Here is a 13,017-nt window from a genome sequence, read left to right on the forward strand (position 1 = left end):
GGTACGGGTGGGAAATGGAACGGCTGAGTGGACTTGACGCCAGCTTTCTGTACGTCGAGTCGCGCAACGTGCCGTTGCACGTCTGCTCGGTGGTCGAACTGGACACGACCACGATTCCCGGCGGCTACCGCTTCGATCGATTCGTCAACGACCTGGCCGCGCGAATCCAGGCGTTGCCGGAACTGCGGGTCAAACTGGTCGACAGTCAGTTGAACCTCGATCACCCGGTCTGGGTGGAGGACGACGACTTCGACGTCTCGCGGCACGTGCACCGGATCGGGTTGCCGTGGCCGGGCGGACGCGCCGAACTGGCCGAAGTGTGCGGACACATCGCCTCGGTGCCGCTGGATCGCGGCAAACCGGTGTGGGAGATGTGGGTGGTCGAGGGCGTCGCGGGCACCGACCCGCATCAGGGCGGCCCGCTGGCGTTGATGATCAAGGTCCATCACGCCGCGGTGGACGGCGTATCGGCGGCGAACCTGCTCAAACAACTGTGCACGCTGGAACCCGACGCGCCGCCGCCCGAACCGGTCGAAGGGCCGGGCGGGGCGTCGCTGGTGGAACTCGCTGCCGGGGGGTTGGTCAGATTCCTGTCGCGTTCTCTACAGATGGCCAGGGCGGTGCCCGCGGCGGTGTCGACCGTCGCTGATTCGGTCAACCGGGCCGTCAGCGGCATGGCGATGGCCGCGCCGTTCAGCGCGCCGCGCACCGTATTCAACGACGAAGTGACGCCGGACCGCGTCATCGCCTTGGCGCAGTTGGACTTTGACGACGTCACCCGGGTCAAGACGCGATTCGGCGTCAAGGTCAACGACGTCGTGTTGGCGCTGTGCGCGGGCGCGTTGCGGGATTTCCTCATCGACAGGGGCGAGCTGCCGGAGAAGCCGCTGCTGGCGGTGGTGCCGATGTCGGTGCACGACAAATCGGACCGGCCGGGCCGCAACCACGTGTCCGGGATGTTCTGCAACCTGCACACCGACATCGAGGACGCCGGCGAGCGGCTACATGCCATCGCCGAGGCGAACACCCGCGCCAAGGACCACAGTGCGGCGATCGGCCCGACGTTGGTGCACGACGTCACCCAGGTCGTCGCGCGCGGCATGGTCAGCCTCGTGCTGGGCGTGATGGCGCGGACCCCGCTGCGCACCGCCCCGATCCACAACGTGGTGATCTCGAACGTCGCCGGGCCGCCGGCCAAGCTGTACGGCATGGGCGCCGAGATCAAGGGGCTGTACCCGTTCGGCCCGATCTTCCACGGGTCGGGGCTGAACATCACCGTGATGTCGCTGGACGGCCAGCTCAACGTGGGCCTCATCTCCTGCAGGCGGATGGTCGACGACCTGTGGCCGCTGGCGGACCGGTTCGAGGCGCAACTCGACGAGCTGTTGGGCTGCGGCGCCCGCCCGCTGGTCTGAGGTGCGCGTTTTGGCCTGCCGGCAACTTCTCGTCGCTAGGCTCCTGAACTGACAGGGTCATCACAGGATCGGGGGATCGGCATGTACAGGCGTGAGACCACTGAGGCCAGGCAAGCCCGCGAGCAACAGCATGAAGAGGACGCCCGACGGCTCAAGGAGCTACCGGCGTTCTCGAAGTTCTCCGACGACGACCTGAGGCGGATCGCGCGTGCCACCCACCGCACCTCGACATCGGGGCCGTGGCCGCTGATCCGCGAGCAGACGGTGTCGGATGCCTGTTACATCCTGCTCAGCGGGGAGGCCGGGGTGTACGTGGGCCAGGAACGCATCGCGGTGGTGGGTCCGGGTGAGGTGATCGGCGAGTCGGCGCTGCGGCACGGGAAACTGCGCAACGCGACGGTGACGACGACCGGCCGGGCCGAAGTGCTGCACATCGCGCGTGACGACCTGCGGCGCCTGCTCGACGAGGTGCCTGCCCTGCGCCAGATGATGGACGAGACGGTCTCGCGGCACGTACCCAGAGCGGCAACAGAGGACTGACCGCAAACCAGCAAACTTGGAAGTTGCTGTGAAGGAATAATTTTCGGCGCGGGCGGGTTACCTACGCGCGTGCATGCCCAAGTCTCTGACACCTCGAAACTGATCTGATGCGCCAGGGACCCCTTGCCGGACGGTATCCGGCCGTGGCCGCGATGGTCACACTCGCATTGATTCCCTATTTAGCTTTGTCAGCGGCGCTCGACCCGTTGGTGCCGATCATCTCCGCGCAGCTGCACATGTCCGCCCAGGAGATGAGCCTCAGTTCCGGGCTCGGTAACGCGGCGTATGCGGTGGGCACGGTGCTGGCGGTGCAGTTCGCGCAGCACCTGCCGCAGCGCAGGATGCTGCTGGCGTACGCGGTGGTGCTGGCGGTGGGGTCGGTGCTCGCGGCGGCCGCGCAGAACTCGACGATGTTCATCGGCGGCCATGTGCTGCAGGGGCTGGCCACCAGCATGCTGCTGATCGCCGCGGCGCCGCCGCTGACCATCGGCTTCCCGCGGGAGAAGCTGCGCAACACCGCGGTGATCATGAACATGTGTGTGTTCGGCGCGGTGGCGCTGGGCCCGTTCATCGGCGGTGTGCAGGCCGCGTCGCATGCGTGGCGGCCGCTGTTCTGGGTCGTCGCCGGGGTGGCCGTGCTGGCGCTGCTGATGGCGGCGTTGACGTTCGAGGACGCCCCGCCCGCCGATCTGGACGCACCGCGCGACCTGAAGGCGATCCTGTTGGCCGCCGTCGGCTGTACCGCCGCGTTCGTCGGCGCGGCACAGTTGACCACCCACCCGTTCAGCGATCCGGCGGCCAGCGTGCCGATGTTCGGCGGCCTGGTCTTGATCGTGGTGTTGATCGTCTACCAGTTCCGGGCCGCGCAACCGCTGCTGACCGTACGCACGATGATGACCAGCGCGATCCCGGTCGCGGGCGTGGGTGTCGCGTTGTTCGCGGCGGCGGCGTCGGTGGCGGCCACGGCGCTGACGGCCAACGTGTTGATGCAGCACTTCAGCGCGGTGCAGGTGGGGCTGATCTACCTGCCCGAGGTCGGCGGCGCGATCGTGATGGCGGTGGTGTTCGGCTACGTCATCACCCGCAAGGCGATGCATTACCTGCCGCTGGTCGGCATGGCGCTGCTGGCGGCAGGCATCGTGGTGTTCCGGTTCGCGCTGCCGGACCATGTGGGCCTGGCGTTGGTCGGTTCGTTGTTGACGGGGCTGGCGCTGGGCGCGACCGTCGCGCCCGCGTTGTTCGTGGCGGGCTTCTCGTTGCAGTCGGCGAGCCTGCAACGGGGGTTCGCGATCATCGAACTGCTGCGCGCGGTGGCGGCGTTCATGGTGGCGCCGATCCTCGCCCACGTCGCAGGCGCGATGTCGGGCGATCTGAATGTGGGCACGGGTGTGACGCTGTGGATCGGGCTCGGGTTGGCGATCGGCGGCGCGATCTTCGGGGTGGCGATCTACGCGCTCAGCGGGGCCAGGCCGCAAGACCCCGACCTGGACGAGTTCCTCGACGGCGATTCACCCGCGTGGTACTCGCCGCCGTTGTTGGCGCGGTTGCGCGGTGTGCCGGTCGCGCCGCCCGCGCCTGCCGAACGGGTGACGGCGCCGGTGCAATGGCACGAGTCGCAACCGGTGGTGTTCGCCTACGACGGAACCCGCCTGGCGGACAAGGCAATTCGATACGCCGCGGGTCAGCTCGAGCCGGGCCGATGCGCGTTGGTGGTGTGCGTGTGGCAGCCGGCCGATGTGGGCTTCACGCCGACCGACGCCAAGCACTTCGACGCCGATCAGGCCGGCGAGGTGCGGCGTGCGGCGGAAAGGACCGCCGCGCACGGGGCGTCATTGGCCGAGGCCGCCGGGTTCCACGCGACGAGCATGGCGGTGGAGGCGGCGCCGACGTGGAAGGGCATCGTGCGCACCGCGACCGAACATGACGCGAGCCTGATCGTGCTCGCCCCGCACCGCCGCAGCGGGCTGCTCGGTTTGGTGCAGGGCAGCGTCACGGGCGCGGTGATCGCGCACTCCGACATTCCGGTGATGGTGGTGCCGGAGAGCGCGACGCCGGCGTATGTCGCGGATTCCGCCTTGGAGCAGGCGGCGTCGCGCTAGCTTTTGCGCCGAAACGGCATTCCAGCACGCTTCTTCTCGAACTTTGCGTGCTGGAATGCCGTTTCGCGGCGACGCAGGTTAGAGCCCGCGGCCCACTTCGTCGAGCACAACGCGCAACGCCTCGTAGATGGCGTCGAACTCCTGCTGACCGCTGATCAGCGGCGGCGCCACCTGCACGACTGGGTCGCCGCGGTTGTCGGCGCGGCAGTACAGCCCGGCGTCGAGCAGTTTCGTGGTGATCGTCGGGAGCAGCTTTCCGCACTCGTCGTTGGTGAAGGTTTCCTTGGTCGCCTGATCCTTGACCAGTTCGATGCCGTAGAAGAAGCCCTCGCCGCGGACGTCGCCGACGATCGGCAGGCTCAACAGCTTCTCCAGCGTCGCGCGGAACGCGGGCGCGGCTTCCTTGACGTGGTCGGTGATGCCCTCGCGGTCGAAGATGTCGAGGTTGGCCAACGCCACTGCCGCCGACACCGGATGCCCGCCGAAGGTGTAGCCGTGGGCGAAGGTGGTCTTACCGTCGTTGAACGGTTCGAACAGCCGGTCGGAGGCGATCATCGCGCCGATCGGCGAGTACCCCGACGTCAAACCCTTTGCGCACGTGATCATGTCGGGCACGTAGCCGAAGTCGTCGCAGGCGAACATCGAGCCGATGCGGCCGTAGGCGCAGATCCCCTCGTCGGAGACCAGCAACACGTCGTCCTCGTCGCAGATCTCGCGGCCCCGCTCGAAGTACCCCGGGGGCGGCGGAATGGACCCGCCTGCGTTCTGTACGGGTTCGAGGAACACCGCGGCGACGGTGTCGGGGCCCTCGAACTCGATGGCCTCGGCGATGCGGTCGGCGCAGTACTGCCCAAATGCTTTGATGTCGTGGGCATATGGCTCGGGTGCGCGGTAGAAGTTGGTGTTCGGTGCGCGGAACCCGCCCGGTGTCAGCGGCTCGAATTGCTGTTTGAAGGCGGGTAGGCCGGTGATGGCCAGCGCGCCCTGCGGGGTGCCGTGGTAGGCGATGGATCGCGAAATCACCTTGTGCTTACCGGGTTTGCCGGTGAGCTTGAAGTAGTTCTTCGCCAGCTTCCACGCCGACTCGACGGCCTCGCCGCCGCCGGTGGTGAAGAACACCCGGTTCAAATCGCCTGGCGCGTAATTGGCGACGCGCTCGGACAGTTCGATCGCGCTGGGCGTGCCGTACGACCACAGCGGGAAGAACGCCAGCGTCTCGGCCTGCTTGGCCGCAGCCTCGGCCAGTTCCTTGCGGCCGTGGCCGACCTGGACGACGAAAAGGCCGGACAGGCCGTCGAGAAACTGCCTGCCCTTGTCGTCCCAGATGTGTACGCCCTCACCGCGAGTGATGATCGGCGGTGTGATGCCCTCACCGTGCTTCGCGAAGTGGCCCCACAGATGGCGGTTGGCCTTGGCGGCGAGGTCGGTGGTGCCATTGAGAACGGTCTGTGTCATCGGATACCAATCTATTTGTTCTGGGGGAAGCCGAGTTCGATGCCGCCGTGGCTGGGGTCGAGCCAGCGGCTGGTGACGGCTTTCTGGCGGGTGAAGAACTGGACACCGTCCATGCCGTGGGCGTGGGTGTCGCCGAACAGCGAGGACTTCCAGCCACCGAAGCTGTAGTAGGCCATCGGGACCGGGATGGGCACGTTGACGCCGACCATGCCGACCTCGACCTCGTTCTGGAAGCGCCGCGCGGCGCCGCCGTCGTTGGTGAAGATCGCGGTGCCGTTGCCGTAGGGGTTGCTGTTGATCAGTTGCAGCGCTTCGTCGTAGGACTCGACACGCACCACCGACAGCACGGGGCCGAAGATCTCGTCGGTGTAGACGCTCATCTCGGGGGTGACGTGGTCGATCAGCGTGGGGCCGAGCCAGAACCCTTCAGCGCCTCCGTCGGCCTTCACCGTGCGGCCGTCGACGACGATCTTGGCACCGTCGGCTTCTCCGGCGTCGATATAGGAGGCGACCTTGTCGCGGTGGGCCTTGGTGACCAGCGGGCCCATGTCGGCGCCCTTGGTGCCGTCGCCGGTGCGGAGGGCGCGTGCCCGGTCACTGATTTTGGCGACCAGGTCGTCGGCGATCGGGCCGACCGCCACGCAGGCGCTGATGGCCATGCAGCGTTCACCGGCAGAGCCGAAGCCGGCGTTGACCATGGCGTCGGCGGCCAGGTCGAGGTCGGCGTCGGGCAGGATCACCGCGTGGTTCTTGGCGCCGCCGAGGGCTTGGACGCGTTTCCCGGTCGCGGTGCCGGTCTGATACACGTACTGGGCGATCGGGGTGGACCCGACGAAGCTCACCGACTTGATCTTGGGGTTGGTCAGCAGTTCGTCGACGGCGGTCTTGTCGCCCTGCAGCACGTTGAACACGCCGTCGGGCAGGCCGGCGTCTTTCCACAGCTGAGCCAGCCACAGTGAGGCGGACGGATCCTTCTCCGACGGTTTGAGGATGACGGTGTTGCCCGCGGCGATGGCGATGGGGAAGAACCACATCGGCACCATGGCCGGGAAGTTGAACGGGCTGATGATCGCGACCGGGCCCAGGGGCTGGCGGATCGAGTAGACGTCGACCTTGGTGGAGGCGTTCTCGGTGAACCCGCCCTTGAGCAGATGCGGGATGCCGCAGGCGAATTCGACGACCTCCTGGCCGCGGCTGACTTCACCGAGGGCGTCGGAGACGACTTTGCCGTGCTCGGAGGTGATGATCTCGGCCAGTTCACCTTTGCGAGCGTTGAGCAACTCGCGGAAGGCGAACAGGATCTGGGTGCGTTTGGCCAGCGAGGTGTCGCGCCACGCGGGGAACGCCGCGGCGGCGGCGTCGATGACGGTTTGCGCGTCGTCGACGGTGGCCAGCGCGACCTGACCGGTGACCTCGCCGGTCGCCGGATTCGTCACGGGCAGGGAACCGCCGCTACCGGCAAACGCCTTGTTGTTGAACCAATGGGTGATGGTGGTGTGCACGCGTCCAGCGTGCACCATCAGGCTGGGAATGGGGAGTGCAGATTGTCAACGGAATACGCTTGGCCTTTACACTGTGTAAATGCCGTTGACCGTGGCGGACGTCGTGAGTTTGCCCGTCATCCAGGCGGGCCGGCCCGAGGTGCTCAGCAAGTGCCGATGGGACGAGCAGATCCGCTGGGTGCATGTCAGCGATGTGGCGGACCTGTCGGGGCTGCTGCAGGGCGGCGAACTGGTGTTGACCACCGGCATCGCGTTGCGCAGATCCCCGGCGCGGTACCTGCGCCGCATCGCCGACGGCGGCGCGCTCGGGGTCATTGCCGAACTGGACGCGCCTTTGCCGAAGACGGCGGCGGCAGCGGCGGCGAGCGTCAACGTCGCGTTGGTGGTGCTGCACCGTGAGATCAAGTTCGTCGAGGTGACCGAGGCGGTGCATCGGCGGATCGTGGCCGAGCAGTTCGACGCGGTCGCGTTCGACCGCCGGGTGCACGCCACGTTCACCGACCTGAGCATGAAGCGGGTGTCGACGCCGGGCATCGTGACCGCCGCTGCGCGCATTCTCGACGAGCCGGTGGTGCTGGAAGACCTTGCGCACCAAGCACTTGCGGTGGCGCCGGGGCCGGAGACCACTGCAGCGTTGCTCGATGACTGGGAGTACCGGTCGCGGCGGGTGTCGGCTGAACGGGATGGCTGGGCGATGAGTCCGGTCGGCCCGCGCGGTGAGGAGTGGGGACGGCTGGTGGTGCCGCGACCGCCTGCGGATGCGTCGCGCGCCAAGATGGTGCTCGAGCGTGCGGCGGCGGCACTGGCGTTGAACCGGATGATCGAGCGGGACCGGTCCGGGTTACATCAGCAGGCACAGAGCGGGCTGATCGACGACGTCGTGCGCGGTCGGGTCAGCGACGAACGTGAAATCGCAGCGCGGGCATACGGATTGGGGCTGCGGAAGACGGCCCGCTATCACCCGGTGGTGGTGCGCACGGAGGACGCGTCGACGGGTTCGGACCCGGTTGCGGGCCAGCGGCGCAATGTCAGGCTGTTGGATGCGGTGGCGCACACGGTGAATGCGTCGGGGCACACGGGGTTGTTCACGATTCGCGGTGACGGTGAGATCGGCGCGGTGGTGGCGTTGAGCGCGACCCGGGACAAGGCGTGGACTGCGTTGGGGTTACACGTCGCGCGGGAAGTGGCACGGGTGGACGGCGGACAGCGGTCGGTGCTTGCGGTGGGGGAGTCGTCGGGTTCGATCGCCGACGCGATCGTGGGCATCGCCGACGCGGCGCATGTGGCGGAGGCGGCGTTGGCGATGGGTGGTGAGCGGCGGCCGTTCTACCGCACCTCCGATGTGCGGTTACGGGGTCTGATCTCGCTGCTGCAGGACGACCCGCGAGTGCAGGCGTTCGCCGAAACCGAACTCAAAGCGCTGTTGACGGCCGAGAACACCGGCAGTCCAACGGATTTCAAGGTCCTGCGGGAGTATCTGCGGTTGGGCGGGAACAAGGTGGCGCTGGCAGCAGAGCTCGGCATCAGCAGGCCTGCGCTGTACAAGCGGCTATCGGCCATCGAGGAGAAACTGGGCGTCGACCTCGCCGACGCGGAATCGATGGCGTCGCTGCATGTCGCCATGCTGGTGCTCGACGTGCGTCGAAGGGTCACACCGTCGTAGGAAGCGTCGCGCCGGTGGCCAATTCGGCGTACTCGCGCATCAACCGCAAAGCGGTGTCGCGGCTCATCTCGGGATCGCGCGCCACGATCCGGTAGCCGAGGTAGTCCTCCATCGACATCAACGTCATCGCGACGTCGCGGGCCGGGCTGCGCAGCGAGAATTCGCCTGCCTTCTGCCCCGCGCTCAGGATGCGGGTGTACAGCTTCACCTGCCGGTGGTAGATGTGCTGGACGTCGCGACGCTGGTCGAGTTCGAAACCGGCCGCCAGCACCGCACGCCAAATCGCCCGCCACTCAGCGTCTTCCGGGCCGGTGGGGAGTCCGGCGGCGATGGTCAACGCCAGTTGCTCGCGCACGTCGTCGGTGTGCTTGACCACCGCGAGGCGCTCGTCGTAGAAGCGGACATCCGAACGCTGGGCCAGCTCCGAGAGAAGCTGGTGCATGTCCTTGAAGTAGTAGCGCACCGCGTTGGCGGTCAGGCCCAGTTCGGCGGCCACGTCGGTGACCCGCAGGCTGGCCAGGTCGTGGCGTTCGATCAGGCCGATGGCCGCGTCGAGGATCTCGGTGCGCCTTTGCGCTTGCCGGTTCGGTCGTGCCACGGTCCCATGATCCCCTTTTTGCCGATTCTCTTGCGCAACCCACCGCCGAGGTGCATTCTTTTCCGCTAAGGAAAAAAACTATCACCACGGACTTCGCGGGAGAGTGCATGCGAGCCAGAGACCTCGGCATCGTGGTGGGCCAGCATCCGACTGGCCCCGATAACGCGATCACCGATGTCGCCGGTGTCCGCGTCGGCCACGTCACTGTCACCGACTCAGAGGCGGTGAACACCGGTGTGACGGTCGTGGTGCCGCATCCCCGCATCTGGACCGAACCGGTGTTCGCGGGCGCGCATCGACTCAATGGCAGCGGCGAGATGACCGGACTGGAATGGATCCGCGAGTCCGGCGAACTCACCACCGCGATCGGGTTGACCAACACCCACAGCGTCGGAGTGGTGCGCGACGCGCTGGTCGCGGCGCAGGTACGCGAGCGTGGCGAGGGCCTCTACTGGTCGCTGCCCGTCGTCGGCGAAACCTACGACGGAGTGCTCAACGACATCAACGGCCACCATGTGCGGGCCGAGCATGTGGACGACGCACTGGCGCGCGCGGACGCCGGACCCGTCGAGGAGGGCAACGTCGGCGGCGGAACGGGGATGATCTGCCACGGATTCAAGGGCGGCATCGGCAGCTCCTCGCGGGTTACCGAGACCGCGACGGGACAGTACACCGTCGGAGTTCTGGTGCAGGCCAATCACGGTCGCCGCGAGCGGCTGCGGGTGAACGGTGTCTCGGTCGGTGAACTCATGGACGATGTGCCGACGCCGGACATCTCGACGCGCTACGAAGCCGGTTCGGGATCGATCATCGCGATCGTGGCCACCGACGCGCCGCTGCTGCCGCATCAATGTGCGCGGCTGGCGCAACGCGCCGCCCTCGGTGTCGCCCGGATGGGCGGGGCGGGTGAGCAGTACAGCGGCGACCTGATGCTGGCTTTCGCGACGGGCAACCGCGGAATCCCGCCGTACGCGTGGGACGAGGATCCCGACGCGGGACAGCCGGAGATCCCGCTGAAAATGGTTGCCCCGCAGTTGATGACACGCCTGTTCGACCTGACGATCGAGGCGACCGAAGAGGCCATCCTCAACGCGTTGGTGGCGGCCGACACGCTGACCGGACGTAATGGCACCACTGTGCGCGCCATCGACCACGCCAAGCTTCGCGAGGTGCTCGGCACCAAGGAACCCGTCCACAACTAGGAGGACCCATGACCGAGACAGCGACCCGAAGCGGAAGGCTCACAGGACATCTCGGCACGGTGGGTGTCGTGTTCATGGTGGTGGCCGCGGCGGCCCCGCTCACGGTGATCGGGGGCAACATGCCGCTGGCGATGGGCCTGGGCAACGGCGCAGGCGCGCCGGTGGGTTTCCTGATCGCGGCGCTGGTGTTGCTGCTGTTCAGCATCGGCTTCGTCACGATGACGCCGTATGTGCCCGAAGCCGGCGCGTTCTTCTCGTATGTCACCGTCGGGCTGGGGAAGCGGGCGGGGATGGGAATCGCGGTGGTGGCGCTGATCGCGTACACCGCGATCCAGGTGGGCATCTACGGCTACATCGGGTGGGCCATCGACGATACAGTCCGCTTCTATCACGGACCGCAGATCCCCTGGCCGGTCTACTCATTCGTGATCCTGGCGATCGTCGCGTTGCTGGGCTACCGGCACATCGAGCTCAGCGCGAAGGTGTTGGGCGTGGCGCTGGTCCTCGAGATCGGCATCGTGCTGGTGTTGGATCTGGCGATCTTCGTGAATCCCGGACCGGCAGGGCTGACTGTCGCGTCGTTCCAGCCGAGCGTGTTCACGCACGGCACGTTGGGCATCGCGGTGCTGTTCGCGCTCACCGGTTTCATCGGATTCGAGGCGACGGCGGTGTTCCGCGACGAGGCCCGCGATCCGGAACGCACGATTCCCCGCGCGACGTATGCGGCGGTGCTGATCATCGGCGGCTTCTACGCGCTGACGTGTTGGGCGTTCGTCGTGGCGATCGGCCCGGATCAGGTGGCCGCCGTCGCGCAGCGGACGCTGGACGGCGAGGCGAACGTGCTGCTCGACACCACCGATCAGATGCTGGGCCGGGTAGGCCGCGACATCGTCAATGTGCTGCTGCTGTCGAGTCTGTTCGCGTGTGTGCTGTCGTTCCACAATGTGATCGCCCGCTACCAATTCGTGCTTGCCGGAAAGGGATTGCTGCCGCGACGGCTCGGCAGCGTGCACCCGACGCATCATTCGCCGGCGTTCTCGTCGGTGGTGCAGACGGCGACAGCGACGCTGATCGTGTTGGTGCTGGCGGTGTTTCAGGTTGATCCGCTGGTCGGAGTGTTCGGGTCGATGGCCGGGGTGGCGACGGTGGGCATGGTGATTCTGATGCTGACGACGTCGGCGGCCGTGCTGGCGTACTTCATGCGACAAGGGGGCGGGCTGTGGCAGACGCGGGTTGCCCCGGCGTTGGCGTGTATCGGGCTGCTGGTCAGCATGTGGCTGGTGTTGTCGAACTTCACGCTCGTTACGGGCGGCAGTTTCGCGCTGAGCACGATGCTGGCTGTGGTGCCGTTCCTCGGCCTGCTGATCGGCTTCCTGATTGGGCAGCCGCAGGTTTCGTCACGCGACGCTGCCGCGGCAGATGCTACGGCTCACCCTTAGTCGCGGCCGCGTCAGCCTTTCCAGCAGGCGCGGTTGTCGTTGTTCCGGGTTCGTCGGCGCCGGTCTTCGGTTCGGCGACGGGCGTCGGGTGCTCATTGCCACGGCGACGGCTGTACCACCGCCAGCCGTACCGGCCTGCGGCGACTAAACCGCCCCCGATGGTGGTGAGCTGAATCCAGTAGTTCTTCAGCAGATCGAAGAATCCACGCAGTCGATCGCCGAGGCTCGGCGTAACTGGCGGGGGCGCTGGGGGTTTCACCGCGGGGTGCACGCGAATCCGCAATGGCACGTTCTCCGTGGTGACGCTGCCGTCCGCTCGCGGACAGAAGATGATGGCCTGCAATTTGAGCTCACCGGCCACATGCGGCTGGATCTGCCACGGGAACAGCAGGCTCACCTGATCCCCGATCGATCTGTCGAGGGTCTCGAGTGGCGAGATCGTGGCGTCCGAGGAAATCACGGTCAACTTCGCTCGGATTACCGTGCCCGCCGTCACGTCGACCGGAAGAGGCGGCCGCGCAACGTCATCAGGAATCGTCGCATTGATCGCGTCCTGCAACCGTTGAGCATCGCCGATGCTCAACGCGATGTTCTCGGTGACGCCCTCAGTCAGGAAATCCGGCGCATGCCATACGGCGTTCTCAGTGACCAACCTCTGCACATTGTGGTCTACGCCGTGGGCCGGGCCGTCGGGTGCCTCCGTCTGCGGGGGTTGAGATGACGGTGCGACGGGGCCGCCTGCAATGACCTCGGGGCCTGGCGCCGGCGCACCAGGGGATAGCTCAGTGGGGGCAACCGGATACGTCGGCGCGGGACTTGAGGCGATTGTCGCCGTGGTCGTACGGCTGGGTTCAGACGTCGGAGAACTGTCCGACCCGCAACCAGCGACGAGGAGAGCGGCGAGCGCCGCCACTGGCAACACGCCGACGATGCACCCGCGGACTGTCGTGGACATCTCGGTCAGCCCCGTGCACTAGATATGCGCATTGTTCCCCCCTCGCGGACATCAGCACTCGTCGCGGAGCCTGAACCGCTAACACCAGGGTAAATATGTTGCTTCGCCGAGCAACGAGTATTCGGCTACTTGATTTGAGCTTTCGCGAT

General features: G+C 66.9%; 10 protein-coding genes. 6 read left to right on the forward strand and 4 right to left on the reverse strand.

The annotated features are described in order from the left end of the window. The first annotated feature begins 14 nt into the window (after positions 1-14). From C1A30_RS09060 to C1A30_RS09070, 3 genes are all read left to right on the forward strand, one after another. A complete protein-coding gene (locus C1A30_RS09060; RefSeq protein ID WP_101947943.1) occupies positions 15-1,415 on the forward strand; it encodes a wax ester/triacylglycerol synthase family O-acyltransferase in 1,401 nt (466 codons plus the stop codon). Between the two features lie 81 nt (positions 1,416-1,496). Then, complete coding sequence (locus tag C1A30_RS09065; RefSeq protein WP_101947944.1) at positions 1,497-1,955, forward strand: cyclic nucleotide-binding domain-containing protein; 459 nt, start codon at positions 1,497-1,499, stop codon at positions 1,953-1,955. 107 nt (positions 1,956-2,062) lie between these two features. Continuing rightward, positions 2,063-4,054, forward strand: a complete 1,992-nt coding sequence (locus tag C1A30_RS09070; protein WP_101947945.1) for a universal stress protein — start codon at positions 2,063-2,065, stop codon at positions 4,052-4,054. A gap of 78 nt (positions 4,055-4,132) precedes the next feature. Here the strand turns inward: C1A30_RS09070 and C1A30_RS09075 are convergent, their stop codons facing one another. After that, a complete protein-coding gene (locus tag C1A30_RS09075; protein ID WP_101947946.1) occupies positions 4,133-5,509 on the reverse strand; it encodes an aspartate aminotransferase family protein in 1,377 nt (458 codons plus the stop codon). Positions 5,510-5,520: 11 nt separating this feature from the next. After that, the gene (locus tag C1A30_RS09080; protein ID WP_101950073.1) at positions 5,521-7,011 is read right to left on the reverse strand and encodes a CoA-acylating methylmalonate-semialdehyde dehydrogenase; all 1,491 of its coding nucleotides are present in this window, start codon (positions 7,009-7,011) and stop codon (positions 5,521-5,523) included. A gap of 79 nt (positions 7,012-7,090) precedes the next feature. Between C1A30_RS09080 and C1A30_RS09085 the strand changes: the two genes are divergently transcribed. Further along, a complete protein-coding gene (locus tag C1A30_RS09085) occupies positions 7,091-8,674 on the forward strand; it encodes a PucR family transcriptional regulator (protein WP_101947947.1) in 1,584 nt (527 codons plus the stop codon). Here C1A30_RS09085 and C1A30_RS09090 read toward each other — a convergent pair. Next, positions 8,661-9,272 carry a TetR/AcrR family transcriptional regulator gene (locus C1A30_RS09090; RefSeq protein WP_101947948.1) on the reverse strand — a complete coding sequence of 204 codons (612 nt, stop codon included), beginning with the start codon at positions 9,270-9,272 and terminating at the stop codon, positions 8,661-8,663. The genes C1A30_RS09085 and C1A30_RS09090 overlap by 14 nt on opposite strands. Positions 9,273-9,379: 107 nt before the next feature. Between C1A30_RS09090 and C1A30_RS09095 the strand changes: the two genes are divergently transcribed. Both C1A30_RS09095 and C1A30_RS09100 read left to right on the forward strand, forming a co-directional pair. After that, a complete protein-coding gene (locus tag C1A30_RS09095) occupies positions 9,380-10,474 on the forward strand; it encodes a P1 family peptidase (protein WP_101947949.1) in 1,095 nt (364 codons plus the stop codon). A gap of 8 nt (positions 10,475-10,482) precedes the next feature. Then, the gene (locus tag C1A30_RS09100; RefSeq protein WP_101947950.1) at positions 10,483-11,913 is read left to right on the forward strand and encodes an APC family permease; all 1,431 of its coding nucleotides are present in this window, start codon (positions 10,483-10,485) and stop codon (positions 11,911-11,913) included. Here C1A30_RS09100 and C1A30_RS09105 read toward each other — a convergent pair. After that, positions 11,897-12,565, reverse strand: coding sequence for a hypothetical protein (locus C1A30_RS09105; RefSeq protein ID WP_142392570.1), 669 nt, complete (start codon positions 12,563-12,565; stop codon positions 11,897-11,899). The two genes, C1A30_RS09100 and C1A30_RS09105, sit on opposite strands and share 17 nt — an antisense overlap. Between the last annotated feature and the right edge of the window lie 452 nt (positions 12,566-13,017).

Source organism: Mycobacterium sp. 3519A (assembly GCF_900240945.1).
In the GTDB taxonomy this organism is placed as follows: Bacteria; Actinomycetota; Actinomycetes; order Mycobacteriales; family Mycobacteriaceae; genus Mycobacterium.

Excerpts from the sequence above, each read along its gene's own strand:
- C1A30_RS09060 (WP_101947943.1), top strand. The coding sequence starts at position 15 with ATGGAACGGCTGAGTGGACTTGACGCCAGCTTTCTGTACGTCGAGTCG.
- C1A30_RS09065 (WP_101947944.1), top strand. The coding sequence starts at position 1,497 with ATGTACAGGCGTGAGACCACTGAGGCCAGGCAAGCCCGCGAGCAACAG.
- C1A30_RS09070 (WP_101947945.1), top strand. The coding sequence starts at position 2,063 with ATGCGCCAGGGACCCCTTGCCGGACGGTATCCGGCCGTGGCCGCGATG.
- C1A30_RS09075 (WP_101947946.1), bottom strand. The coding sequence starts at position 5,509 with ATGACACAGACCGTTCTCAATGGCACCACCGACCTCGCCGCCAAGGCC.
- C1A30_RS09085 (WP_101947947.1), top strand. The coding sequence starts at position 7,091 with ATGCCGTTGACCGTGGCGGACGTCGTGAGTTTGCCCGTCATCCAGGCG.
- C1A30_RS09095 (WP_101947949.1), top strand. The coding sequence starts at position 9,380 with ATGCGAGCCAGAGACCTCGGCATCGTGGTGGGCCAGCATCCGACTGGC.
- C1A30_RS09100 (WP_101947950.1), top strand. The coding sequence starts at position 10,483 with ATGACCGAGACAGCGACCCGAAGCGGAAGGCTCACAGGACATCTCGGC.